The sequence below is a fragment of the Paraburkholderia strydomiana genome, from assembly GCF_031456815.1.
GTDB classification, from domain to species: domain Bacteria; phylum Pseudomonadota; class Gammaproteobacteria; order Burkholderiales; family Burkholderiaceae; genus Paraburkholderia; species Paraburkholderia caledonica.
Genome location: NZ_JAVDVL010000006.1, coordinates 281,751 through 308,269 on the forward strand (window position 1 = coordinate 281,751; position 26,519 = coordinate 308,269).

At 63.5% G+C, this 26,519-nt stretch carries 17 protein-coding genes, 1 tRNA gene and 3 riboswitches; of the genes, 7 read left to right on the forward strand and 11 right to left on the reverse strand.

The features are described from left to right. The first annotated feature begins 58 nt into the window (after positions 1–58). Both hemE and J2W46_RS18565 read left to right on the forward strand, forming a co-directional pair. The gene (gene hemE / locus J2W46_RS18560) at positions 59–1,159 is read left to right on the forward strand and encodes a uroporphyrinogen decarboxylase (RefSeq protein ID WP_310066006.1); all 1,101 of its coding nucleotides are present in this window, start codon (positions 59–61) and stop codon (positions 1,157–1,159) included. Positions 1,160–1,635: 476 nt separating this feature from the next. Beyond that, complete coding sequence (locus J2W46_RS18565) at positions 1,636–3,882, forward strand: primosomal protein N' (RefSeq protein ID WP_310355405.1); 2,247 nt, start codon at positions 1,636–1,638, stop codon at positions 3,880–3,882. Between the two features lie 41 nt (positions 3,883–3,923). Here the strand turns inward: J2W46_RS18565 and J2W46_RS18570 are convergent, their stop codons facing one another. Both J2W46_RS18570 and J2W46_RS18575 read right to left on the reverse strand, forming a co-directional pair. Next, positions 3,924–4,133 carry a hypothetical protein gene (locus J2W46_RS18570; protein WP_310355407.1) on the reverse strand — a complete coding sequence of 70 codons (210 nt, stop codon included), beginning with the start codon at positions 4,131–4,133 and terminating at the stop codon, positions 3,924–3,926. 142 nt (positions 4,134–4,275) lie between these two features. After that, positions 4,276–4,446 (reverse strand): hypothetical protein, encoded by a 171-nt coding sequence (locus tag J2W46_RS18575; protein WP_167455745.1) that lies wholly within the window; start codon positions 4,444–4,446, stop codon positions 4,276–4,278. A gap of 303 nt (positions 4,447–4,749) precedes the next feature. Here J2W46_RS18575 and putA point away from each other — a divergent pair, with 303 nt between their 5' ends. Then, a complete protein-coding gene (putA, locus tag J2W46_RS18580; RefSeq protein ID WP_310355410.1) occupies positions 4,750–8,688 on the forward strand; it encodes a trifunctional transcriptional regulator/proline dehydrogenase/L-glutamate gamma-semialdehyde dehydrogenase in 3,939 nt (1,312 codons plus the stop codon). Between the two features lie 170 nt (positions 8,689–8,858). Further along, a complete protein-coding gene (locus tag J2W46_RS18585; protein ID WP_020067437.1) occupies positions 8,859–10,007 on the forward strand; it encodes a branched-chain amino acid ABC transporter substrate-binding protein in 1,149 nt (382 codons plus the stop codon). 98 nt (positions 10,008–10,105) lie between these two features. Here J2W46_RS18585 and J2W46_RS18590 read toward each other — a convergent pair whose 3' ends face one another. The 8 genes from J2W46_RS18590 to J2W46_RS18625 form a co-directional block, all read right to left on the reverse strand. Beyond that, complete coding sequence (locus tag J2W46_RS18590; RefSeq protein WP_310355412.1) at positions 10,106–11,824, reverse strand: thiamine pyrophosphate-binding protein; 1,719 nt, start codon at positions 11,822–11,824, stop codon at positions 10,106–10,108. 263 nt (positions 11,825–12,087) lie between these two features. Then, positions 12,088–13,476 carry an L-serine ammonia-lyase gene (locus J2W46_RS18595; RefSeq protein ID WP_020067439.1) on the reverse strand — a complete coding sequence of 463 codons (1,389 nt, stop codon included), beginning with the start codon at positions 13,474–13,476 and terminating at the stop codon, positions 12,088–12,090. Between the two features lie 27 nt (positions 13,477–13,503). Next, positions 13,504–14,634 carry an alginate lyase family protein gene (locus J2W46_RS18600; RefSeq protein WP_310355415.1) on the reverse strand — a complete coding sequence of 377 codons (1,131 nt, stop codon included), beginning with the start codon at positions 14,632–14,634 and terminating at the stop codon, positions 13,504–13,506. A 116-nt stretch (positions 14,635–14,750) separates the two neighbouring features. Then, a complete protein-coding gene (gene gcvP, locus J2W46_RS18605; protein WP_310355417.1) occupies positions 14,751–17,687 on the reverse strand; it encodes an aminomethyl-transferring glycine dehydrogenase in 2,937 nt (978 codons plus the stop codon). Positions 17,688–17,847: 160 nt separating this feature from the next. Next, positions 17,848–18,228, reverse strand: a complete 381-nt coding sequence (gene gcvH / locus J2W46_RS18610) for a glycine cleavage system protein GcvH (protein WP_020067442.1) — start codon at positions 18,226–18,228, stop codon at positions 17,848–17,850. 78 nt (positions 18,229–18,306) lie between these two features. Then, a complete protein-coding gene (gene gcvT, locus J2W46_RS18615; RefSeq protein ID WP_310355419.1) occupies positions 18,307–19,425 on the reverse strand; it encodes a glycine cleavage system aminomethyltransferase GcvT in 1,119 nt (372 codons plus the stop codon). An 80-nt stretch (positions 19,426–19,505) separates the two neighbouring features. Further along, positions 19,506–19,658: riboswitch (glycine riboswitch) on the reverse strand. A gap of 42 nt (positions 19,659–19,700) precedes the next feature. Further along, a riboswitch (glycine riboswitch) is annotated at positions 19,701–19,800 on the reverse strand. A gap of 91 nt (positions 19,801–19,891) precedes the next feature. Then, on the reverse strand, positions 19,892–20,242 hold the full coding sequence (locus J2W46_RS18620) for a hypothetical protein (RefSeq protein ID WP_310355420.1): 351 nt from the start codon (positions 20,240–20,242) through the stop codon (positions 19,892–19,894). A 182-nt stretch (positions 20,243–20,424) separates the two neighbouring features. Next, positions 20,425–21,474 (reverse strand): oxidoreductase, encoded by a 1,050-nt coding sequence (locus J2W46_RS18625; RefSeq protein ID WP_310355422.1) that lies wholly within the window; start codon positions 21,472–21,474, stop codon positions 20,425–20,427. A 406-nt stretch (positions 21,475–21,880) separates the two neighbouring features. Between J2W46_RS18625 and J2W46_RS18630 the strand changes: the two genes are divergently transcribed. Together J2W46_RS18630 and J2W46_RS18635 are read left to right on the forward strand one after the other, a co-directional pair. After that, positions 21,881–23,989: a UvrD-helicase domain-containing protein gene (locus J2W46_RS18630; protein ID WP_020067448.1), complete on the forward strand. Its 2,109-nt coding sequence runs from the start codon at positions 21,881–21,883 to the stop codon at positions 23,987–23,989. 161 nt (positions 23,990–24,150) lie between these two features. Then, positions 24,151–24,720, forward strand: coding sequence for a hypothetical protein (locus tag J2W46_RS18635; RefSeq protein WP_310355424.1), 570 nt, complete (start codon positions 24,151–24,153; stop codon positions 24,718–24,720). 152 nt (positions 24,721–24,872) lie between these two features. Here the strand turns inward: J2W46_RS18635 and J2W46_RS18640 are convergent, their stop codons facing one another. Then, a complete protein-coding gene (locus J2W46_RS18640) occupies positions 24,873–25,799 on the reverse strand; it encodes a c-type cytochrome (protein WP_310066013.1) in 927 nt (308 codons plus the stop codon). Between the two features lie 293 nt (positions 25,800–26,092). Here J2W46_RS18640 and J2W46_RS18645 point away from each other — a divergent pair. Beyond that, positions 26,093–26,168 (forward strand) — tRNA-Arg (locus tag J2W46_RS18645). A gap of 131 nt (positions 26,169–26,299) precedes the next feature. After that, a riboswitch (yybP-ykoY riboswitch) is annotated at positions 26,300–26,480 on the forward strand. The last annotated feature ends 39 nt before the right edge of the window (positions 26,481–26,519 follow it).

The window sequence follows — 26,519 nt, forward strand, 5'->3', positions numbered from 1 at the left end:
GCAGGATGGGGTGCGCGCTGTCCGGTAAAATGCCCCTTTGCTCCTAGTCGCACGCAACGTGGCCCATAAACTTCTGAACGACACCTTCCTGCGCGCGCTGCTGCGCCAGCCCACTGACTACACGCCTGTCTGGCTGATGCGGCAGGCGGGTCGTTACCTGCCGGAATACAACGCCACTCGGGCTCGCGCTGGCAGCTTCCTCGGGCTGGCCAAAAACCCCGCGTATGCAACGGAAGTCACGTTGCAGCCCCTTGAGCGCTACCCGCTCGACGCCGCGATTCTGTTCTCCGACATTCTTACCGTGCCGGACGCAATGGGCTTGGGTCTGGAGTTCGTCACGGGCGAGGGCCCGACGTTTGCACGCCCTGTGCGCACAGAAGACGATGTGGCGCGACTCGCGGTGCCCGACATCGACGCCACGTTGCGCTATGTAACCGACGCGGTTCGCGAGATCCGCACCGCGCTGACCGACGCTCAAGGCCGTCAACGCGTGCCGCTGATCGGATTCTCGGGCAGCCCGTGGACGCTGGCGTGCTACATGGTCGAAGGCGGCGGCTCGGCGGACTTCCGCACGGTCAAGTCCATGCTGTACGCACGTCCAGATCTGATGCATCGCATTCTCGAGATCAACGCGAATTCGGTTGCCGCTTATCTGAACGCACAGATCGAAGCGGGCGCACAAGCCGTTATGATTTTCGACACGTGGGGCGGTGCGCTCGCGGACGGCGCCTATCAGCGCTTTTCCCTGCACTATATTCAGCAGGTCGTCAGTCAACTGAAGCGCGAGCACGACGGCGAAAAAGTGCCCGTGATCACCTTCACGAAGGGCGGCGGACTGTGGCTCGATGAGATTGCGGACATTGGCGTGGACGCAGTTGGTCTCGACTGGACCGTCAACCTGCGTAAGGCGCGCGAACAGGTAGGCGCAAAGGTGGCTTTGCAAGGCAACATCGACCCGTCGGTGTTGTTCGCGCCGCCAGCGGCGATCCGAATGGAAGCGCGCGCCGTGCTGGACAGCTTCGGAAATCATCCGGGCCACGTCTTCAACCTGGGTCATGGCATCTCGCAATTCACGCCGCCGGAAAACGTTGCAGAGCTCGTCGACGAAGTCCATCGCCATAGCCGCGCCATTCGCAGCGGCGCGCACACACCGGCTTGACCGCTGTAATAATTGCCGTTTTATGTTGCGATGCAGCGCGCTGGGCTCTGCCACTCAGGAAAAATTCGCACCGTGCGGGCCGTCAGATGGCGGTCTCGCAGTTGTCAAGACTTGACTTATACACATTTATCACGCTGCGGCGCGGTAGAACCTTTAGTCCTGTCCTGACCCTTGCAGAACGCGTATTTATTTGATCTCGGCCTTACGTGGCAAGGGTTTGGCGGCTTCCCGAAGAAGTGTGCGGAACCCCACAGAACGCCGCTGCGGCGCGGTTTCCGGGCTTTCGGAGCGAAGTTCTCAACAAAGTTATCCACAGGCAGCCGGGGTCGAGAGCAATTGTTCAGCGGAATCCAAAACTTAGCGGCGAAATTGAAGCTTTACTTTAACTTCGGCGGCTCGCCCCAGAGTGGGGCAATCTCGACTGCCACCTGCGGCGCAATGACGCGATTCGCCCTTGCCAGCATCCGCGCAGCCGAATGAGTGAAGCGTTCGTCCGCGTCGCACTGGACCATCCACTGCCGACCCTGTTTGATTACCGCTGCGATTCGGCGCAGTTGCCTGTACCGGGAACGCTCGTTAGCGTGCCGTTCGGCAAACGCGACGTGGTAGGCCTCGTGTGCGAAGTGACTGGTCACAGTGACGTTCCCGCCGATCGTCTTAGGTCGGTGAACGGCGTTTGCACCGGATGCCCGCCGCTGTCGGCTGAATGGCTCGCGCTAGCTGCGTTTGCTGCCGATTACTATCAACGTGGACTTGGCGAAGTGGCGTTACCGGCGCTGCCGCAAGCGCTGCGTGACGCCTCGCGCTGGTCACGGCTGCTCGCGCCGGAAGAGCGCTACAGGCTCACGCCGGAAGGCCGCACGACCTTGCCCGACGCTCTGCCCGCGCGCGCGACTGCGCTGCGAAACCTGGCGCAAGCGCTTGCCGCCGGCGAGTTTTTAAGCGCCGCCGACGCCCGCGGGCTGCACCCTAAAGCTATCTCCACGCTCGCCGCATGGCAAGCCGAGGGCTGGGTCGCGCTCGACGTGGTCGATGCCGCCACGGCGCCCCCTGCCGCCGCGGCCACCCCGACGCCGCCGCAGACGCTTCCTACCCTCACAGACGAACAAGCCGCCGCCGTCGAAGCGATTCGCGACGCGCACGGCTTCGCGCCGTTCCTGTTGCATGGCGTCACGGGGAGCGGCAAGACGGAAGTCTATCTACGCGCGCTCGCCGAGATTCTTGCCGCCAATGCAGACGCGCAAGCGCTGGTGCTGGTGCCCGAAATCAACCTGACGCCGCAGTTCGAAGCGGCTTTCCGCGCCCGCTTCGCGGCGCTTGCGGACACAGCGATCGTCACGTTGCACAGCGGTCTTGCCGAGGGAGAGCGCGCGCGCAACTGGTTCGCGGCGCATGTGGGCCATGCGCGCATCGTGTTGGGCACGCGCCTCGCGGTGCTCGCGTCGCTGCCCCGGCTCGCCATCATCGTCGTGGATGAAGAGCACGATCCGGCTTATAAACAGCAGGAAGGGCTGCGCTACTCGGCGCGCGACCTCGCCATCTATCGTGCAAAGCAGCTTGGCCTGCCGGTCGTCCTGGGATCGGCCACACCGTCGCTCGAAAGCTGGTGGCAGGCGGATCAGGGGCGCTACAAGCGGCTTACCTTGTCGCGCCGCGCGGTCGCCGATGCAGTGCTGCCCACGGTGCGCCTGATCGATCTCGAGGACGAGCGGCGGCGCGGACGCGCTTCAGTGGAAGGATTGTCCGGCCCGTTGATTGCCGCGCTGAAGACGCGGCTAGAGCGCGGTGAACAGAGTCTCGTGTTCCTGAACCGCCGTGGCTACGCGCCACAGCTTGCTTGCGATGCCTGCGGATGGGTCGCCGGTTGTCCGCGTTGCAGCGCGTATGTCGTTTTACATAAGCCGGAGCGCGCGCTGCGCTGTCACCATTGCGGTTGGGAGTCGCGAATTCCGCGCTCATGTCCCGAGTGCGGCAATGTCGACATTGCACCCATGGGTCGCGGCACCCAGCGCGTCGAAGAAACGCTCGCGAGCGCGGTGCCCGGCGCTCGCGTGCTGCGCATCGACGCCGACAGCACCCGCCGCAAAGGCAGCGCGCAGGCGCTCTTTTCCGACGTGCATGCGGGCGAAGTCGACATTCTGGTCGGCACGCAGATGATCGCAAAGGGACACGACTTCCAGCGCGTTTCGCTAGTCGGCGTGCTGAATGCCGACACCGCACTGTTTTCCCACGACTTTCGGGCGAGCGAACGCCTCTTCGCGCAACTGATGCAAGTCAGCGGCCGCGCCGGCCGCGCGGGTTTGCCAGGTGAGGTGCTGGTGCAGACGCGTTATCCACGCCATGCGCTTTATCACGCGCTTGGGCGCCACGATTACGTCGGCTTCGCCAACTCGACGCTGGCCGAGCGGCGCGACGCGCATTTGCCGCCGTTCGTATATCAAGCGTTGCTGCGTGCGGAAGGCCGCACGCTCGAGGCTGCGCTCGCTTTTCTGCAGCAGGCCGCAGCCGAATTGACGGGCATTGCGGCTGCCGAACGCGTGACCGTCTACGACGCGGTGCCGCTCACCATCGTCAAGGTGATGCACGTCCACCGCGCGCAGTTGCTGATAGAAAGTGCGTCGCGCGCGGCGCTGCAGGCCACGTTGCGCGCGTGGCAGCCGTTATTGCGCGGGTTGAAGGGCGTGCTTCGCTGGAACCTCGAAGTCGACCCGCTCGATATTTGAGCCGGCGCCTCTGCTGCCGGTTTGCGTCGGCGCGACTCGGATCAGCAAACAATCACTATCGACAGCGGCTGCGCGCGCTCCGGGCGCGCGCTCGGACCGTGTTCGAATAGCTTGCGGCGGAAGTCGCGGCGCGCGTGCGTGTCCGCGTACCCAACACCGCCGATGCCCGCGACGAAACGTGCGCGCCGCGCGCCGCGTGCCGCGAGTTGTCGATAGCGTGCGGAAGATCTGTAGTCGCTGGAACAAAGCATGGTGGATCTCACCGTGTTCACTTCTCACTTCCCGGCAGCAACGGCCGGCAGACCTCACAAACGCGCCGCCAACCCGCCCCCGGCAAGCCAGCCAGGCCAGGCATCCGTTAACACCGCGCAGGTAATCGCGCCGCCGCTGCGCTCAGTCGTTCAACGCCGCCTGCGCGTCACCGGATGATGCAGCCGACGTCGCACGTCCCCGGCCTTCGGACGCATCACGTTTGTCTGAGCCGCCCGTCGCGCCGCGGATAAACAGCACAGCGCAGGTTGCGCACATCGCCCAGATGCCCAATACGACCAGCCACTTTTCCATTTCGCTTGTCCTCACCCCGTACCGTTTTTGTGCGAGCGTGACCCCGCGCCCGCTATGTCCTCTATAACGGCGCGCCCGCCGGTTTGATAAGGGTTCGAAGAAAAGAAATCTGGCCAGGGAAAATACCGATCCTTACCGGCCTCCGCGCTTTCACGAAGACTGGCCGGAAAGCCGCGCTGGGCAAGGGATTCGACAAGGTGCAACCGTTTCGCTATGCCGGTTGCACCTTTTTATTGGGAGGCGTACGATTCGGCCAACTTTTGTCTTTCGCCAGCATTTCGTCTGGTATCCGAAGAAGGAAACATGGCTAGCACCACCCTTGGCGTCAAGGTCGACGACCTCCTGCGTTCCCGGCTGCGAGATGCCGCCACCCGCCTCGAACGCACTCCGCACTGGCTGATCAAGCAGGCGATTTTTGCGTACCTCGAAAAGATCGAGCAGGGACAACTGCCGCCGGAACTGTCGGGCGTGGCAGGTTCCGCCGACATGGCTGACGGCGCGTCGGTCGAACCGGACGAGGACGGTGCGGCTCATCCGTTCCTCGACTTTGCGCAGAACGTGCAACCGCAATCGGTGTTGCGCGCGGCAATCACCGCGGCATATCGCCGGCCGGAGCCGGAATGCGTGCCGTTCCTGCTGGGTCAGGCCCGCTTGCCGGCCAATCTCGCGGGCGACGTGCAAGCGCTCGCCGCGAAGCTCGTCGAAACGCTGCGCGGCAAGAGTAAGGGCGGCGGCGTCGAAGGGCTGATTCACGAATTTTCGCTGTCGAGCCAGGAAGGTGTCGCACTGATGTGCCTCGCCGAAGCCTTGCTGCGTATTCCCGATCGCGCGACGCGCGACGCGCTGATCCGCGACAAGATCAGCAAGGGCGACTGGAAATCGCACGTCGGCCAGGCGCCGTCGCTGTTCGTCAACGCCGCAACCTGGGGCTTGATGATCACCGGCAAGCTGGTCACGACCAACAGCGAGACGAACCTTTCGTCGGCGCTTACGCGGCTGATCGGCAAGGGCGGCGAGCCGCTGATCCGCAAGGGCGTGGACATGGCGATGCGCCTGATGGGCGAGCAGTTCGTCACCGGCGAGAACATTTCGGAAGCGCTGGCGAACAGCCGCAAATACGAAGCACGCGGTTTCCGCTACTCGTACGACATGCTCGGCGAAGCGGCGACGACCGAAGCGGACGCGCAGCGTTACTACGCCTCGTATGAGCAGGCGATCCACGCGATCGGCAAGGCGGCTGGCGGCCGCGGCATCTACGAAGGTCCGGGCATCTCGATCAAGCTCTCCGCACTGCATCCGCGTTACTCGCGCTCGCAGCAGGAGCGCACGATGAGCGAGTTGCTGCCGCGCGTGCGTTCGCTTGCGATCCTCGCGCGCCGTTACGACATCGGCCTGAATATCGACGCCGAAGAAGCTGACCGCCTCGAAATCTCGCTCGATCTGCTGGAAGCGCTGTGCTTCGATCCGGAGCTCGCCGGTTGGAACGGTATCGGTTTTGTGGTGCAGGCTTATCAGAAGCGCTGCCCGTTCGTGATCGAATACATTGTCGACCTCGCGCGCCGCAGCCGTCACCGCATCATGGTGCGCCTCGTGAAGGGAGCGTACTGGGACACCGAAATCAAGCGTGCGCAAGTGGATGGCCTCGAAGGCTATCCGGTCTACACGCGCAAGATCTATACGGACGTGTCGTATCTGGCGTGCGCGAAGAAGCTGCTCGGCGCGCCCGACGCGGTGTACCCGCAATTTGCCACGCACAATGCGCACACGCTGTCGGCGATCTATCACCTCGCGGGCAACAACTACTATCCCGGTCAGTACGAGTTCCAGTGCCTGCACGGCATGGGCGAGCCGCTCTACGAAGAAGTGACGGGCCCGCTGTCCGCAGGCAAGCTGAACCGTCCGTGCCGCGTGTATGCACCGGTCGGCACGCACGAAACGCTGCTCGCGTATCTCGTGCGACGTCTGCTGGAAAACGGCGCGAACACGTCGTTCGTCAACCGCATCGCAGATGAAAACGTCGCGATCCAGGATCTGATCGCCGATCCGGTCGAAGAAGCGTCGAAGATCGTTCCGCTCGGTGCGCCGCACGCAAAGATTCCGCTGCCGCGCAATCTGTACGGCGCGGAGCGTCTCAATTCGATGGGTCTCGATCTGTCGAACGAGCATCGTCTGGCGTCGTTGTCGTCGGCGTTGCTGGCGAGCGCGAATCATCCGTGGCGCGCCGCGCCGATGCTGGCCGACGATCAGATCGTGCTGGGCAATGCGCGCGACGTGCGCAATCCGGCGGACCATCGCGACCTCGTCGGCACGGTGGTCGAAGCGAGTGCTGAACATGTGAGCGCCGCATTGGCGCACGCGGTTGCCGCAGCGCCGATCTGGCAAGCAACTCCCGTAGAAGCGCGTGCCGATTGCCTCGCGCGTGCCGCCGATCTGCTCGAAGCGCAGATGCATACGCTGATGGGCCTCGTGGTGCGCGAAGCGGGCAAATCGCTCGCGAACGCGGTGTCGGAAATTCGCGAAGCGATCGACTTCCTGCGCTACTACTCGACTCAGATTCGCAGCGAATTTTCGAACGACACGCATCGTCCGCTTGGACCTGTCGTGTGTATCAGCCCGTGGAATTTCCCGCTCGCGATTTTCATGGGCCAGGTGGCCGCCGCGCTCGCAGCCGGCAACACCGTGCTCGCGAAGCCGGCTGAGCAAACGCCGCTGATCGCCGCCCAGGCCGTGCGCATTCTGCGCGAAGCCGGCGTCCCTGCCGGTGCCGTGCAATTGCTGCCGGGCGATGGCGAAACCGTCGGTGCTGCGCTCGTCGCCGACCCGCGCACGCGTGCGGTGATGTTCACCGGTTCGACCGAAGTCGCGCGTCTCATCAACAAGACGCTGTCGGGCCGTCTCGACCCGGAAGGCAAACCGATTCCGCTGATCGCCGAAACAGGTGGTCAGAACGCGATGATCGTCGATTCGTCGGCGCTCGCAGAACAGGTGGTGGCGGACGTGATGCAGTCGTCGTTCGATTCGGCCGGTCAACGTTGTTCGGCGCTGCGCGTTCTCTGTTTGCAGGACGACGTTGCGGACCGCACGCTCGAAATGCTGACGGGGGCGATGCGCGAACTGACGGTGGGCAATCCGGATCGCCTGTCGACCGACGTCGGCCCGGTGATCGACGTTGACGCGAAGCGCGGCATCGACGCGCATATCGCGGCAATGCGTGAGAAGGGCCGCAAGGTCGAGCAACTGCCGATGCCGGAGGGTTGCGCGCAAGGCACGTTCGTGCCGCCGACGCTGATCGAACTCGAAAGCATCGACGAATTGAAGCGCGAAGTGTTCGGGCCCGTGCTGCATGTGGTGCGTTACCGCCGCAGCCAGCTCGACACGCTGCTCGAGCAGATCCGCACGACGGGTTATGGCCTGACGCTCGGTATCCATACGCGCATCGACGAAACCATTGCTCACGTGATCAGCCGCGCGCATGTCGGAAACATCTACGTGAATCGCAACGTGATCGGCGCGGTGGTCGGCGTGCAGCCGTTCGGCGGCGAAGGTTTGTCGGGTACGGGGCCGAAGGCCGGCGGCGCGTTGTATCTGCAGCGTTTGCTCGCGACGCGTCCGGCGGGCTTGCCGAAGTCGCTGGCGCAGGCGCTGATCGTAGATGTACCGCAAGCAGCCGAAAAAGGCGACAATCCGTCCGCCGCGTTGACGGCGTTGCGCGACTGGCTGATTGCCGAGCGCGAGCCGCAACTTGCTGCGCGTTGCGACGGTTATCTGTCGCAGATGCCGGCTGGCGCGACCGCGGTGTTGTCGGGGCCGACTGGCGAGCGCAACACTTACACGCTGGGTGCGCGCGGCACGGTGTTGTGTATCGCATCGACCGCGAGCGGTGCGCGCGCGCAGTTTGCCGCCGTGCTGGCTACGGGAAATCGAGCGTTGTTCGAAGGCGCGGCTGGGGAACAACTGGTGACGCAGTTGCCCGCATCGCTGAAGTCTTATGCGAGCGTGCGCAAGAACGCGGAGACGCCGTTCGACGCCGTTTTGTTCGAAGGCGACAGCGACGAATTGCTGACGCTCGTGAAGGAAGTCGCGAAGCGTCCCGGACCGATTGTGTCGGTGCAAGGTGTCGCGTCGCGCGCGCTGGAGAGCGGCGACGAAGACTACGCGCTCGAGCGTCTGTTGACGGAGCGCTCGGTCAGCGTGAATACGGCAGCCGCCGGTGGTAATGCGAATTTGATGACGATCGGTTGAGCGAACCTCATCGATTACTGGCAAGAAAACGCCGGGCCGCCCCAAGTTTTCTTGCGCCCCCTCGGGGGGCCTGGCGCGATGCGCCAGGATTTGGGGGCGGTCATTAGAACGGAAGCGGTAACGGCGATCCCGAAAGCCGCTCCATCCACACCTGGTACCAAGGAGAAGATATGCAACACAAGATGACACAGCTGGCAGGCGCAGCACTGGTTGCGGCGATGTCGCTGGCGGGGACGGCCAACGCTCAATCTACGGACGACGTGAAGATCGGTTTCGCCGGTCCGATGACGGGCGCGCAGGCGCACTACGGCAAAGATTTCCAGAACGGCATCACGCTGGCTGTGGAAGACATCAACGCAACGAAGCCGGTGATCGGCGGCAAGCCGGTTCGCTTCGTGCTCGACTCGGCAGACGACCAGGCTGACCCGCGCACCGGCACCACCGTCGCGCAGAAGCTGGTGGACGACGGCATCAAGGGCATGCTCGGCCACTTCAACTCGGGCACCACGATCCCGGCTTCGCGCATCTACGCGAACGCTGGCATTCCCGAAATCGCAATGGCAACGGCGCCTGAATACACGCAACAAGGTTTCAAGACCACGTTCCGCATGATGACGTCCGACACGCAGCAAGGTTCGGTCGCGGGCACGTTCGCGGTCAAGACGCTTGGCGTGAAGAAGATCGTGATCGTCGACGACCGCACGGCTTATGGCCAGGGTCTCGCGGATCAGTTCGAGAAGGCGGCGAAGGCAGCGGGCGGCACGATCGTCGATCGTGAATACACGAACGACAAGGCCGTGGACTTCAAGTCGATCCTGACCAAGCTGAAGGCGGCCAATCCGGACCTGATCTATTACGGCGGCGCGGATTCGCAAGCAGCACCCATGGTCAAGCAGATGAAGGCGCTCGGCATCAAGGCGCCGCTGATGGGCGGCGAAATGGTTCACACGCCGACGTTCATCCAGATCGCGGGTGACGCAGCGAACGGCACGGTGGCATCGCTCGCCGGCCTGCCGCTGGAAGAAATGCCGGGCGGCAAGGACTACGTCGCCAAGTACAAGAAGCGCTTCAACGAAGACGTGCAAACGTACTCGCCGTACGCTTACGACGGCGCAATGGCCATGTTCGCAGCAATGAAGAAGGCGAACTCGACGGACCCGGCCAAGTACCTGCCGGTGCTCGCCAAGACGTCGATGCCGGCTGTGACGTCGTCGAACCTCTCGTACGACGCCAAGGGCGATCTGAAGAACGGCGGCATCACGCTGTACAAGGTTGTCGACGGCAAGTGGACGACCCTGCAAAGCGTTGGCGGCAAGTAAGCCTTTCTTTGCAGATCGATCCGATCTTGAAGACCCCGCTTCGGCGGGGTTTTTTTATGGATTGTCGTGGAAGGTGCTTTTCCCCCGCACCGTTGCGCTTACTCCCCGCGCAACTTCCTTCCCTGCTCCCGAATCTGCTCCAAAGTCGCGCCGGGCGTGCTCGCCTCCTGCGGCATACGGATCTCTATCACCGCCGCGCATTTCGCCTCCAATGAACGCTGTAACGCCGGCAGAAAATCTTCGGTGCGTTCGACGGTTTCGCCGTGCGCGCCGAACGATCGCGCGAATGCCGCGAAGTCCGGATTCGTGAGCCCGGTGCCGTGTACGCGATTCGGATAGTGCCGCTCCTGATGCATGCGGATCGTGCCGAAGTGCCCGTTGTTCACGACGATGAACAGCACATGCAGGTCGTATTGCATCGCCGTCGCGAGTTCCTGCGCGGCCATCATGAAGCAGCCGTCGCCCGCCAGCGCGACCACCGCGCGTTGCGGATAGAGCGACTTCGCCGCGATCGCGGCCGGCACGCCGTAGCCCATCGCGCCACTCGTGGGCGCAAGTTGAGAGCGGTATTGACGATACGAAAAGTGCCGATGCAACCACGTCGCGTAATTGCCGGCGCCGTTGGTCAGTATTGCGTCATCGGGAAGATGCGCGCGAAGTTGCTGGATCACTTCGCCCATTTGTACGTCGCCTGGAATGGGCCGAGGTTTGCGCCACTCGAGATACGCGCGATGCGCTTCTTCCGCCGCGCCCGCCCACGTCAGCGTGCGGGTGGAGGGTTCCAACGCCGCGAGCGCGGCCGCAAGTTCAGGCATGCCGGACACGATGGGCAGATCGGCGGCATAAACCCGCCCCAGCTCTTCCGCGCCTTGGTGCACGTGAACCAGTGTCTGCTTCGTCTTGGGAATGTCGAGCAACGTATAACCGTTCGTCGTGGCTTCGCCGAGGCGAGGACCCAGCGCGAGCAGCAGGTCGGCATCGCGGATCCGCTGGGCCAGCGCCGGATTGATGCCGAGTCCCACATCGCCGGCATAGTTCGGATGCTCGTTGTCGAGCGTGTCCTGGAAGCGGAACGCAAGGCCGACAGGCAATTGCCAGTTCTCGACGAAGCGTTGCAGGTCCGCGCAGGCCGCGGGCGTCCAACCGCTTCCGCCTGCGATCACCATTGGCCGTTGCGCGCTCTCCAGCAATTCGCGCAGCTTGTCGATCTGCGCGGTTGAGGGCGACGCAGCCACGCGCTGATATCGCGGCGCGCCTGGTACGGCGTCGCATGCATCGCTCAACACGTCTTCGGGCAAAGACAGCACCACGGGTCCCGGCCGCCCCGAAGTCGCCGTGTAGAACGCATGACTCAGATATTCGGGAATGCGCTTCGGATCGTCGATCTGCGCGACCCACTTCGCCATCTGACCGAACATGCGCCGATAGTCGATCTCCTGGAAAGCCTCGCGATCGAGATGCTCGCGCGCGCACTGACCAATCAGCAGGATCATCGGCGTGGAGTCCTGAAACGCGGTGTGCACGCCAATCGATGCGTGCGTCGCGCCCGGTCCTCGCGTGACGAGCGCGACGCCCGGGCGCCCGGTCAGCTTTCCGATCGCTTCCGCCATGTTCGCGGCCGCCGCTTCGTGACGGCAGACAATGGTCTGGATGCGCTCCGTTTCGTCGTGCAATGAATCGAGCACCGCGAGAAAACTCTCACCGGGCACGCAGAAGACACGTTCGACACCGTGGGTGAGCAAAGCGTCGACAACAAGGCGCGCGCCAGTGGTTCGAGCGGCGGCAGTATCGGAAACGGGAGCATTCGGCTGCGACATTGCGATGAGGCCTCCAGACAGTGCATGAGTGCGGTTGCGTCGGCATCGACTGCATGATCGGCCGACCGGCGCCCCGACAGCTTACGCTGGGAGCGCACCCGGTGTCACGGCGCAGCGCAACGTGCGCTCACACAGCGGGCGCGGCTAGCAAACATGCAAACGTGCAAACAAAAAACGCGGACCCTGGGGCCCGCGTCTCGTTCACTTCGCAACACGCCGCGTTGCCGACCAACGATCAGCAACGGACATCCTGCAGTCAAGCATCAACATTCGACGATATTCACCGCCAGACCGCCGCGCGACGTTTCCTTGTACTTCGTCTTCATATCCGCGCCGGTTTCGCGCATGGTCTTGATGACCGAATCGAGCGACACGTAATGACTGCCGTCGCCGCGCAGTGCCATGCGCGCTGCGTTGACGGCTTTCACCGACGCCATTGCATTGCGCTCGATGCACGGAATCTGCACCATGCCGCCGACCGGATCGCACGTCAGCCCGAGGTTGTGCTCCATGCCGATTTCCGCCGCGTTTTCGACCTGCTTCGGCGTGCCGCCCATCACGGCGGCGAGTGCGCCGGCAGCCATCGAGCAGGCGACGCCGACCTCGCCCTGGCAGCCGACTTCGGCGCCGGAAATCGACGCGTTCAACTTGTACAGAATGCCGATCGCAGCCGCCGTCATCAGGAAGTCGATCACGCCTTGCTGGTTCGAGCCGGGCATGAACCGCGTGTAGTAATGCAGCACCGCGGGAATGATGCCGGCCGCGCCGTTGGTGGGCGCGGTGACGACGCGGCCGCCGGCGGCGTTTTCTTCGTTGACCGCGATTGCGTAGAGATTGATCCAGTCGATCATCGACAGCGGATCGCGCAGCGCAAGCTCAGGGTTGCCCGATAGCGCTCGATACAACTGCGGCGCGCGGCGTTTCACCTGAAACGGGCCGGGCAGGTTGCCGTCCGCGTCCGGATTGTTGATGCCGCAGCCTCGCGACACGCATGACTGCATCACGTCCCAGATCTTCAGAAGGCCTGCGCGGGTCTCTTCTTCGGTGTGCCAGACCCGCTCGTTTTCCCACATCAATTGCGCGATGCTTTTGCCGGTCGATCCGCACAGCGCGAGCAATTCGTTGCCGGTGCGAAACGAGTGCGGCAATTGGTCGACGGCGGCAAGGACCTTGGTATTCGGTGCGCCGGCCGTCACCACGAAGCCGCCGCCCACCGACAGATACGTCGATTCGCGCAGCGTCTCGCCTTGCACGTCGAACGCGCGCAGCTTGAGCCCGTTCGGATGTTCGGGCAGCGCTTGCCGGTAGAACGAGATGTGATCCTTCTGCACGAACGGCACTTCATGCGTGCCGAGCAATGCGAGCTTGCGCGTGGTGCGCACGGCTTCTAGCCGTTGCGCGATCGTGTCGGGGTCCACTGTGTCGGGTGCGTCGCCCATCAGACCGAGCATTACGCCGCGATCCGTGCCGTGCCCTTTGCCTGTTGCGCCGAGCGACCCGTAAAGATCCGCTTTCACCGACGCGGTGTTCGGCAGCAGCCCATCGCGTTCGAGCCCTTGGGCGAACATCAGCGCCGCGCGCATCGGCCCGACCGTATGCGAACTTGACGGACCAATGCCGATTTTGAAGAGATCGAACACGCTGACTGCCATTACTGCTCCCTGCTGATGAAAGTTGGTTTAGCGCGCCGGCATCGGCAAACACACGGCGAGCCACGCGGGTGGCGTCGGCGCGAGCCGCAGCGCAATCGGCGTATAGCGTCCGTCGAGACGCGCCGCCAGATGAAACAGCTCCGTCGCGTTCTTCGGATCCCACTGACCCGAGTAGCCGGGCAAGCCGGCTTCGCGACGTTTTGCGTCGAATGCGACGCTCGAATGCACGAATTCCTCATGCGTCTTGCTGCCCTCCGCGTACGGCGAGAGCCAGTTCAGCGCGGCTTGCAGCGACGCGCCGTTCGCGCCCTTCTCCGGCAGCCAGTTGCGGTTGTGGCGGCGGGCGGCGAGCGCGGCGGTGACGAGCGGCTGCAGATCGTAAGTGACATAGTGCAGCGCGTCACGTTCGCTGAAATCGATCGTGGAGCCGTCCGGCTCGATGTTGTCGCCAATATGCTCGGCAAAGAGACGCTGCGCCGCATTGATCATTTTGCGGTTGTCGAGCGTGAAAGCCGCCATGGCTATCAGTTTGATCCGGTGACTTTGCCAGTTGTTCCGGTAAGTGCCTTTCAAAGGACGCGGCTGGTCGTCGATGTCAGCGATGTAGCCGTTCGCGAGCTTCGTCAGAAACGCCATCGACGCGTTACGCGTTTTCACAGGCAGCGCACTCGCGGTCATGTCATACGCGAGGATCAGCCCTTCGAAGTGCGTTTCGTCGATTGGATTGAAGCTCGGCTGATAAGTCGTGACCCACGCGTACAGCAAACGGTCGACCAGCTTCAGATACCGGTCGTCGCTGGTGGCGCGCCATGCGAGCGCCGCGTCCCGCAACAGGTCGAGATCCTTCTCAGCTTCGACGCTCTGATCGTAGATGCCCTCGTGCGGCAGCGTGCCTTCCGTGTGCAGTTTGGCTTGCGCGTGAGGCTTGTCGTTCAGATGCGCGAGCACATTGCTCACCAATGCCTTGACGCCGGGATCGGCATTCGTGCGCTCGCTGGTTTGCCAGGCGGGCGCTGCGCAGAAATTCATTGCCGCCTGCGCATGGCGAAGCGGCAGCAACACGGCTGCGCCGGCAAGCAGGCATGCGCATGCGTGCCGCCACGTTGGGACTCGCGTTGCCCCGGCCGGGCTTTGCATCAATCGCACCTTTCGCACCATGCGAAACTCCTCGTTGGGCTGATTCGGTGTGTGATGTTAGCCGTTTGCGGCCTCCAGCGACAGAACCGCGCACCGCACGCTACAGGCTGCGGGCGGCGCGCGGCGACGGCCGGGTGTTACTCGTAATCCGCAACCGGCACGCACGAGCAGAACAGGTTGCGATCGCCATAGACGTTGTCCGCGCGGCCGACCGGCGGCCAGTACTTCTTCGCGATCAGCGTGGGCAGCGGATAGGCGGCGGTTTCGCGCGCATACGCATGCTTCCACTCGTCCGCGATGACGACTGCAGCCGTGTGTGGGGCGTGCTTCAGCGGATTGTCTTCCCGGTCCGAGCGGCCTTCTTCCACAGCGCGAATTTCGTTACGGATCGCGATCATCGCTTCGATGAACCGGTCGAGTTCTTCCTTCGATTCCGATTCGGTCGGCTCGACCATCAGCGTGCCCGGCACCGGAAAGCTCATGGTGGGCGCATGGAAGCCGTAGTCGGCGAGGCGCTTCGCGACGTCGTCCACAGTGATGCCGCTGGTTTCCTTGATCGGACGCAGATCCAGAATGCACTCATGCGCGACGAGTCCGCCCGGGCCCGAGTACAGCACCGGATAGTGCGGCGCGAGTTTCTTCGCGACGTAGTTCGCATTGAGGATCGCGGTCTCGGTCGCGGCGGTGAGGTTTTTCGCGCCCATCATCGCGATGTACATCCACGAGATCGGCAGGATCGACGCCGAGCCGTACGGTGCGCCCGACACTGCGCCAATACCGTTGAGCGCGCGTTCGTAGCCCGACGAAATCTGGTTCGGCAGGAACGGCGCGAGATGCGCGCCGACCGCAACCGGACCGACGCCCGGTCCGCCGCCGCCGTGCGGAATGCAGAAGGTCTTGTGCAGATTCAGGTGCGAGACGTCGCCGCCGAACTGGCCCGGCGCGGTCAAGCCGACCATCGCGTTCATGTTCGCGCCGTCCACATAGACCTGACCGCCGCGCGCATGCACGATCTCGCAAATTTCGCGGACGTTCTGTTCGAACACGCCATGCGTGGATGGATACGTGATCATGATCGCCGCGAGCTTGTCGGCGTGCTGGTCGGCCTTCTTCTTCAGATCTTCGACGTCGACATTGCCTTGCGCGTCGCACGCGACGACCACGACCTGCATGCCGGCCATTTGCGCCGACGCCGGGTTGGTGCCGTGCGCCGAAGCGGGAATCAGGCAGACGTTGCGATGCGCTTCGCCGCGCGACGCGTGATATGCGTGGATGATCAACAGGCCGGCGTATTCACCTTGCGAGCCCGCGTTCGGTTGCAGTGAAACCGCTGCGTAGCCGGTTGCGGCGACCAGCATTTCTTCGAGCTGATCGATCATTTCGCGGTAGCCGACGGTTTGCTCAGCCGGTGCGAACGGATGAATCTGGCCGAATTCGGGCCACGTGACCGGCAGCATTTCCGACGTCGCGTTCAGCTTCATCGTGCACGAACCGAGCGGGATCATCGACCGGTCGAGCGCGAGATCCTTATCCGACAAGCTGCGCAGATAGCGCAGCATTTCCGTTTCCGAATGATGACGGTTGAATACGTGATGCGTGAGATACGCGCTCGTGCGTTCGAGCGCGGCCGGCACCGAGGCCGTGCTGGATGCCGTGATTGCGGCGTCGAGCGTGTCGACTTGCGGCGCGTCTTTCGCACCCGCGGCTTGGGCGAACACAGCCAGCAGATCGCCAAGATCGCGGCGCGATGTCGTTTCGTCGATCGACACACCGACTTGCGTGTCGCTCACGCGGCGCAGATTGATGCGCTTCGCTTTGGCCGCGTCGTGCAACGCTTGCGTGCGTGCGCCGGTGTCGAACGTGAGCGTATCGAAGAACGTTTCGTTGACGAGCGTGTAGCCAAGCTGCTTCGCGCCTTCCGCGAGCAACGAGGCGATGCGGTTCACGCGCAACGCGATTGTCTTGAGACCGCGCGGGCCGTGGTACACCGCATACATGCTGGCCATGATCGCGAGCAGCGCTTGCGCCGTACATACGTTCGACGTCGCTTTCTCGCGGCGAATGTGCTGTTCGCGCGTTTGCAGCGCGAGACGCAGCGCGGGATTGCCTTGCGCGTCGACGGTCACACCGACGAGACGGCCCGGCATCTGGCGCTTGAATTCGTCGCGCACGGCGAGGTAGGCCGCATGCGGGCCGCCGAAGCCGACCGGAACGCCGAAGCGCTGCGTGTTGCCGACGGCCACGTCCGCGCCCCACTCGCCCGGCGGCGTAAGCACGGTCAGCGCGAGCAGGTCGGCGGCGACCACCACGTGGCCGCCCGCTGCGTGGATCGCCTCGGTCAGCGCGCGATAGTCCCGCACGTCGCCGTTTACGCCCGGGTATTGCAGCAGCACGCCAAATGCATTTGCGTTCGCGGCTTCCGCTGCGGGGCCCACTTTCACTTCGATGCCGACCGGCGTGGCGCGCGTTTTCACCACTTCAATGGTTTGCGGCAGCACGTCGTCGGCGACGAAGAATACGTTCGACTTCGGCTTGCCCACGCGTTGCAGCAGCGTCATTGCTTCAGCTGCGGCGGTGGCTTCGTCGAGCAGCGACGCGTTCGAGATCGCGAGACCTGTCAGATCGACGATCATTTGCTGGAAGTTCAACAGCGCTTCGAGGCGGCCCTGCGAGATTTCCGGCTGATACGGCGTGTACGCCGTGTACCACGCGGGATTCTCGAGCACGTTACGCAGGATCACCGTCGGCGTGTGGGCGTTGTAGTAACCCTGCCCGATGTACGAGCGGAACACCTGGTTCTTGTCCGCGAGTTCGCGCAGCGCGGCGAGCGCTTCTGCTTCGCTCTTAGGCTGTGCGAAGGGGCCGAGCGGCAGCGGTTCGGTGCGGCGGATCGTCTTTGGAATGACGGCGTCGATCAGCGCGGCGCGCGACGCGAAGCCCAAGGCTTCGAGCATCGCTTCCTGGTCGGCCGCATCCGGGCCGATATGCCGTTCAGCGAAGGCGTCATGCACTTCGAGCGCGGCGAGCGAGAGAGGAGTGCGGTTCATCAGACGATCCGGGTGTTCGAGCTTCATGGTGTTCCTGGCGGTGCGGCTGTCCGTGCTGGACCGTTCCAAACCTGGCGCTGTGCGCAAGGTCTTCTGAAGGAGCATCCCAAAAGGGATTTTCTTCAGGGCGCGGTCCCGTGTGTTTCGCGAGGGACGCGCCGCACCTGTCGGGTTATATAAAAGTGAATCAGGCGCCGATCGACTTCGAGTACGCGTCCGCGTCGATCAAACGATCCTGCGCTGCGTCCGAGGCCGGCTTGATCTTGAAGAGCCAGCTTTCATACGGGGCGCTGTTGACCGAATCGGGCGTGTCGGCAACGGCGGTGTTCGCTTCGATAATTTCGCCGGAAACCGGCGCGTAAATATCCGAAGCGGCTTTGACCGATTCGATCACGGCGACGGTATCGCCGGCCGTGACGGTCTTGCCCAGTTCCTGTACTTCGAAGAAGACGATGTCGCCGAGCGCTTCCTGCGCGTGGTCGGTGATGCCGACCGTCAGCGTGCCGTCCGCCTCGGTGCGGACCCACTCGTGCGATTCGGTGTATTTCAGATCGGCCGGGATGCTCATCGGATGCTCCTATGCGGTGTGATTCGATATGGACTAAAAACTGGGAAAAGGACGCACGCGCCGACTGCTAACAATGGTTCAACTCACTGCGAGTACTTTGCCGTTGCGCACGAACGGCAGTTTTACCACGCTTGCGGGCACGGATTTGTCACGAATCTGAACATGAACCGTGTCGCCCGGTTGCACGCCTTTCGGCACCCGTGCGAAGGCGATGGATTCCTGCATGGTCGGGGAGAAGGTGCCGCTGGTGATTTCGCCTTCGCCGTGCGGCGTGACGACCTTCTGATGCGCGCGCAGCACGCCTGCGGCCTTGCCGTTCTCCTTCAGCAGGATCAGACCGACGAACGCCGCGCACGAGCCGTCCGCTTCCAGCCGGCTCCTGCCGACGAAGTCGCGCGCGGAGGTCAGGTCGACGGTCCAGGCGAGACCGGCGTCGAGCGGCGAGATGTTGTCGTCCATATCCTGGCCGTACAGGTTCATGCCGGCTTCGAGACGCAGCGTGTCGCGCGCGCCGAGACCCGCCGGGCGCACGCCCTGTGCTTGGAGCGCGTTCCACAACGCGACGACGTGATCGGCCGGGACGATGATCTCGAAGCCGTCTTCGCCGGTGTACCCGGTGCGTGCAACGGTCAATTCGCCGAACGGTGTCGATTCGACGCGCGCGGCGTTAAAGGGCTTGAGTGTTTCGGTGGCAGAGCGGATGGCCGGGACGGTTTGCCAAACCTTCTCACGCGCGTTCGGACCTTGCACGGCGACGATCGCGAGATCGCGGCGCGGCGTGATGGTCAGACCAAAGCCGCCTTCGTTGAGCTGCTTGAACCACGCGATGTCTTTGTCGGCGGTGCCCGCGTTGACCACCACGCGGAAATGATCTTCGCCGAAGTAATAGACGATCAGGTCGTCGATTACGCCGCCGTCCGCGTTCAGCAGGCACGAGTACAGCGCGCGCCCAGGCGTTTGCAGCTTCGCGACGTTGTTGGCGAGCGCATGCTCGAAGAACCCGCGCACGCGTTCCCCGGTGAAGTCGATGACGCACATGTGCGAGACGTCGAACATGCCGGCGTCGGTACGCACGGCGCGGTGTTCGTCGATCTGCGAGCCGTAGTTGACGGGCATGTCCCAGCCGCCGAAATCGACCATGCGAGCGTTGAGCGCGCGATGGGTGGCGTTGAGCGGAGTGTGTTTGAGTTCGGTCATGGGGCCTCGGGCGTCTCGCGAAACAAAAAAGGCCATGCAGAGCCGCGCCTCGCGGCCTGCTGGCTGCGAGCGTGGTTCTGCATGGCCCCTCTGTCCTCGATACCTGAGAGATTGCGCTGCCGCGGCGACGTTGATTCGTCACGGCGGAACGCGCGCCCCTTCGGTGGGCAGCTTGCCGGATCTGCACGACATTGCGATGCAGACGGCTACTGCCGCTCTCCAGAGTGCGAAAAACGGCGCCTTGATGTTGCGTGTGTTACGTGGCGGCCGGTCTTTCGACGCGTTCGGTCCTTTTGCCTGAGAGTTTGCGGGTGTGCCCCTTCGGCGGCGCGGCCTGCGAAAATCAGCGGCCCGCGCGCTCTCCCGACGCGTGCGGCGAATGTACGCGAGGGCCGGAGGCTTGTCAAATGGACGGTTTATTCGCCGTCATTCGTCCTCGTTCGCCCTGATTCGTCCTTATTCGCCCTTACTCTCCGATCGCATGCGCCGCGCCGTCCAGTTCCTGGTTCAGCACGCGCTGTTCGTCGGGGGATAAGCCGCCGCCATGTTGCCCGGCCATTTCGTGCGCCTCGCGCCGGATCACATCCAGCCGATGATGCAATGCATCGCCTTGCGGCGGCGGGTAGTAGCCTTGATTGACGCGATTGTCGATACGGCGGCTCAGATTGTCGATGCGGCCGTCGACCTGATGCAGGCGTTTATCGGCGATCTGTTGCGGGCTTGGGCGCGGCGCCGGCTCGGTGTGCGGTGCTACCACACAGGCGGCGAGCGAACTCAGTAATGCGCATGCGGCGAGGGCGCGGATGGGACGTGACATGAACTCTCCGTGAAGTCGTTGTGGTTTTGCGTTGCTACAGGCGTAGCAACGGATCACGGCAGACGAGCGCTGACCCGGACGGCCCGCTCTTTTGTAACGTTATATTGCTTTCCGCTTTGTCAGCATTGCCGGCGCGGCACTTTGCGCCGCGCCGGCAACACCTGAATAGCCTGTAACGCCGGTCAACGAACCCGCTGGAATGGCAGGCGGACGCCTTCGTCGGAACTGCGCGCCGCCAGTTCGATGATGGTCATCACGTCGACGGCATCTTGCGAGCTCACCGGAAATTTCACGCCGTGCTGGATCGCCTCGGCGAGCGCGATGTAGAAGCCCGCATAATCGCCATTGCGCGTCGGCAATTCGCGCTCCACTTCGCGGTCGCCCTCCAGCACGCGCAACGTGCCGGCGGCATTGCCGGCCGCGAAGCCCTCGTCGCCCGGACGCAAGCCGGCTTTCAACTGGTCTTCCTGCGTGTCGAGACCGTACTTCACGTAACTGCCGCGCGTGCCGTGAATGGCGAACCGCGGCGCGACGATCGCCGTCAGCGCGCTGGCGTGCAACACGACTTCGAACCCGCCGTAGCCCAACTGGATATGCACGTAGTCAGGCGCGCTCGCGTCATCGCGATGTGTGCGAACGGTCGCGGACACGGTCTGCGGCGCGCCGAACACTGCCAGCGCCTGGTCGATCAGGTGCGGTCCGAGATCGAACAGCAGCCCGCCGCCGCGCGACGCTTCCTCGCGCCAACGCTGACGCACTTCGGGCCGGAACCGGTCGAAATGCGATTCATAGTGCGTGAGGCGTCCCAACTCGCCGCTTGCGAGCAGATCGCGGACGGTCATGAAATCGCCGTCCCAGCGACGGTTGTGAAACGGCACGAACAGCTTGCCCCGCGCGAGTGCAATGTTGGCGAGCGTGCGAGCGTCGGCGGCGCTCAGCGTAACCGGCTTGTCGACCACCACATGCTTGCCTGCTTCGAGCGTACGGCGCGCGAGATCGAAGTGCGTGTCGTTCGGCGTGGCGATAACCACGCAGTCGATCTCCGGGAGCGCGAGCAACGCGTCGAGATCGGCCACCACTTTCGCGTGCGGATAGTCGGCGAGCGCGGTCTCGGGTCTGCCGGTCGCGATGGCGGCGACGCTGGCGCGGCCGCAGTGCTCGATCACCGGTGCATGAAACGTCGCGCCTGCGAATCCGTAACCCATCAATCCAATTTTCAGCGATGCGGACATGCGTGTCTTCCTGCAAAAACGGCGCGCCGCTTTGCCACCGCGGCGGCGGCGCGCAACGCCGTCATTGTGGCATGGCCGGGACCGGGATTGCGCCGGCAGGCCAGGCGCCGAAGCTCTGACATTTTTCCCAAAGCGGTGGGCGCCGGTTCATCCGCAGGATTCGTCGAGCGAATCTATCCGCCGATTTCATCCGTGTTAACATCGCTCCTCTCGCGCCAACCGAGGCGCGCCGGGCGAGCCTCGCAACGCGTGGCATGCATTCCCTGAGCGCGCGCCGCGCGGCATGCGCCGGCTTCGCGACCGGCAATACTGCGCTGCGGCGCCTCAAGCGCCGCTATCAAACGGCGCGTCCGAGTGCTCCGTCTGAACAGCCGCTTTTCAACCCGCACTACCCCATCCACAGACGATGTCCGCAGGCCTGAATCCCGCTCAAAATGAAGCGGTCCGTTACCTTGACGGGCCGTGTCTCGTACTCGCCGGCGCAGGGAGCGGCAAGACGCGCGTGATCACGCAGAAAATCGCGCACCTGATCGAGGCAAAGGGCTTCGAGCCGCGCCACATCGCAGCGGTCACGTTCACGAATAAAGCCGCGGCGGAAATGCGCGAGCGCGTGGGGAAACTGCTCGAAGGCAAGACGCTGACCACGCCCGGCAAGGAAGGCCGCAAAGTGCCCGTCAATCAGTTGACGGTGTGCACGTTTCACTCGCTCGGCGTGCAGATTCTGCGGCAGGAAGCGGAACACGTCGGCCTAAAGCCGCAATTCTCGATCATGGATTCCGACGACTGCTTCGGCATGATCCAGGAGCAGGTCGGCTCGACGGACAAGGGCTTTATCCGCAAGATCCAATCGATCATTTCGCTGTGGAAGAACGGGCTCATCATGCCCGAACAGGCGATCGCGATCGCCGCGAATGAAGACGAGCACCAGGCGGCGATCGTCTATCGCAACTATGTGGCGACGCTGCACGCGTACCAGGCGGTCGATTTCGACGATCTGATCCGCCTGCCCGCCGAACTCTTCGCGAGCAACGAGCAGGTGCGCGACCGCTGGCAAAACAAGCTGCGTTATCTGCTGATCGACGAATATCAGGACACCAACGCCTGCCAGTATGAATTGCTCAAGCAACTGGCCGGCCCGCGCGCGGCATTCACGGCGGTGGGCGACGACGATCAGGCCATTTACGGCTGGCGCGGCGCGACGCTCGAGAACCTTGCGCAGCTCGGCAAGGATTTCCCGAAGCTGCATGTGATCAAGCTCGAGCAGAACTATCGTTCGACGGTGCGCATTCTGACCGCCGCCAACAACGTGATCGCGAATAACCCGAAGCTCTTCGAAAAGAAACTGTGGTCCGAGCACGGCATGGGGGATTCGATCACCGTCACGCCGTGCAACGACGAAGAGCACGAAGCCGAGTCCGTAGTGTTTCGTCTGTCCGCGCACAAGTTCGAGCGCCGTGCGAATTTTCGCGACTACGCAATTCTCTATCGCGGCAACTTTCAGGCGCGCATTTTCGAACAGGTGCTGCGCCGCGAGCGGATTCCGTATGTGCTGTCCGGCGGCCAGTCATTCTTCGATAAAGCCGAAATCAAGGACATTTGCGCGTATCTGCGGCTGATTGCGAACGCTAACGACGACCCCGCGTTCATCCGCGCGATCACCACGCCGCGTCGCGGGGTCGGTAACACGACGCTCGAAGCACTCGGCTCGTTCGCGGGTCAAGCGAAGGTGTCGCTGTTCGAGGCGGTGTATATGGGCGGCATTGAAGCGCGCTTGTCGCCGCGTCAGATCGAACCGATGCGCGTGTTCTGCGACTTCATGCAGCGCCTCACCGACCGCGCCGAAAAGGACGCGGCCGGCACGCTGCTCGACGAGTTGATGGACGCGATCCACTACGAAGCGTATCTGTACGACGCATTCGATGAACGTCAGGCGCAATCCAAGTGGCAAAACGTTCTGGAGTTCATCGAATGGTTGAAGCGCAAGGGCACGAAGGCGGAGCCCCAAGGCTCGGATGAATCCGCTGGCTCGGGCAACCAGGAGGCAACCGGCTACGACACGGCGGACGGCTTTGGCGACACGGGCAAGAACCTGCTCGGCCTCATCCAGACGGTCGCGCTGATGTCGATGCTCGAAGGCCGCGAGGAAGACCCGGACGCGGTGCGGCTCTCAACCGTGCACGCGTCGAAGGGGCTCGAGTATCCGCACGTGTTTCTGGTGGGCGTCGAAGAAGGAATCATGCCGCATAGAGGCGGCGCGGACGACGAGCCGATCGACGACGCGCGCATCGAGGAAGAGCGCCGTCTGATGTATGTCGCGATCACGCGCGCGCAACGCAGTCTGCATCTGAACTGGTGCAAAAAGCGCAAGCGCGCACGGGAGACGGTGGTTTGCGAGCCGTCGCGATTCATTCCCGAGATGCTGCTCGACGACGCGCCGCCGCCGACGCCCGAAGAGGCGCCGATGTCGCCGAAAGACCGGCTCGCGAGTCTCAAGGCGCTGCTGCAGAAGCCTTGAATGCCGTGGTTAGCGCGTGCGTGGCAAGACCCCGCTAACCTCAGGTGCTTCACCGGTTTTTGTGGAAAGCCGCGCTACAGTGGCGCGGCTGCTCGGTCGCATGGTCATGTACCTTCGCGTACCTTTGCGCACCTTCGAGCCTGTCAACTGGAGACCGCCGCATGACCTCGCCGACGCTCGCGCCATACACTCGCGCCCTCGAAGCCTACATCGACGCGAAAGACAACACGCGCGCGCAACGCATGCCGGATGCTTTTGCTCCCGACGCCGAGCTCACCATTTCTCTTGCGACGTCGACAATCACCTTCCCCGCGCGCACGGTCGGCATAGACGCGATCACGAAGACGCTCGTCACCGATTTCGGCGCGACCTACACGCGGTGCCGCACGTATTACTTGTGCGACTCGCTGAACGTGCGCGACGGTGTGATCGATGCGCTGCCGTGGCTCGTGCTGATGCGTGAACCGGCCGCCGGCGCATTGCGCGTGGGCCACGGCGTCTATTGCTGGACTTTCGATAAGACGCCCGCTGTCAGCCGCTTTCATATTCACATCGCACGCATGGACGTCGTGCCCGATGCAGATGGCGCGTTGCTCGACGCGTTGCAGGAAGGCTTGAGTTATCCGTGGCTTCCGCCGGCGGAATTGCACGCGCGTTTCACCGAGCTTGCGCGCAGGACGCCGGCGCTCTCGTTTGTCGATGCCTTCGCTCGTCCCGTCGGCGAGCAATAAGGCGGCACGCGCGCGCGAGAATCCGTCGAGCATAAAAAATCCCTGCCCGCGTGGTTGCGGTGCAGGGATCGAGTTGTCGGGCAAGCGGCGCGCAATTGTCTTTGCGCGCGATTAATGCGCGACTAATGCGCGCTACTTCGTGTTACTTCCCGTCACTTCGCGGCACTGACCATGTAGTCGACGGCGGCCTTTACGTCGGCGTCCGAGGCGTTCGAGCCGCCTTTGGGCGGCATCGCGCCCTTGCCGTGCAGCGCATAGTTGTAGACGGTGTCCATCGGCTCTTTCAGGCGCGCCGCCCACGCTTCCTTGTCCCCGAACTTCGGCGCGTTGAGCACGCCGGCAGCATGACATGCCTGGCACACCTGCTGGTACAGGGCCTTGCCCGCTTGCGATGCATCCGCGCTTTGCGTGGCGCCGGATGCCGGAGCCGCAGCTTGCGGGACGCTCGCCATTGCCGCCACTGCGGCGGCGGCTTGTGCCGCGCCCGCGTCGGAAGCGCCGGCGGCAGCTGTTGCACCGGAAGCGCCGGCCGCGACAGAAGCGGCCGCCGCGCCGGACGCGGCCGCCGCGCCCGATGCCGGTTGCGCCGGTTCAGCGAAGCTTGCGCCCGAATTGTTCGCCATGTAGGTCACCGCGCGGGCGATTTCGAAGTCGCTGTAATCGTCCGGGCTCGTGCCGCCGCGTGGCGGCATCGCGCCTTTACCGGCGAGCGCCGTATGCAGCAGCGTGTCGAAGCCTTGCGAGATGCGTGGTGCCCAGTCGGCAGTATTGGTGAACTTGGGTGCGCCTGCCGCGCCGGACGCGTGACAGGTCGAGCAGACCGCCTTGTAGACTTCTTCGCCGGTCTTATAGACGCGCGGCGCGTTGGCGTCGCGAATGTCGACCTGAGCGATAGGCTTGATGCGGGCACTGACCTCGGCTTGGGAGAGACTGTCGGTGCCAGCGCCCGTGCGCGTCGAATTGTCGACGTAATAGGCCAGCAGAACGATGATGATGATCGGCACAGCAAACCCGGCGATGACCGCGGCGATGAGCTGTCCTGGGGTTTTGATCGGGGCTCCGTGTGGTGCTTCGCTCATGCTTGTCTCGTCTCCGTGGGTATGTGAGCGGTACAGCGCGACGGCAACTTCTTGTTCTTGATCGGCCACGGACGATTATAGACGCAAGCTTTCTGCGGCGGCGAGGGCCGCGGCGTGCTGTTCAGCAGGCGTTTACCCGCATCGCGCGAAGTCCTGCAAAGGTGCGCGAAACCACGGGAAACGGGCCCGAAGGCCGTCCGGTGGACGGTATGGCGGAAACCGGGTATCCTTTCGGTCTTGCTTTGGCGCCGCATCCGCTCAGTTTGCCGCGCTTTCGCGTTTCTTGTGTCAAAGCGCCCGTAGCTCAATGGATAGAGTACTGCCCTCCGAAGGCAGGGGTTGCTGGTTCGATCCCAGCCGGGCGCGCCAATAACATTGGCTCGGAATCAAGGGTTTAGGCAAACAACGCCTAAGCCCTTTTTTATTTCCCGCGCCCTCAATGCCGCGCCATTCGGCGCCCCATACCCAGGCTTGTCCGTTGTGCTCACTCCCGCTAGAATCCCCCGGTCACTGGGGAGTAGCCTTCCTTCACGCATCGCATGAAGGAGAGCGCGTCAACATACTTGACCTGACTGGTCATGGCGCGTTCGACCGGGTCGGTTTGGCGAGACCATTGGCGCACTGCTTCGTTCTGGTCGGACGGGTGGCGGTGCGTCATTGGTTCGTCTAACGTCCGACCGCGGAGCCGCTGTGAAATCACGTTGTCCCCTACCCAATTTC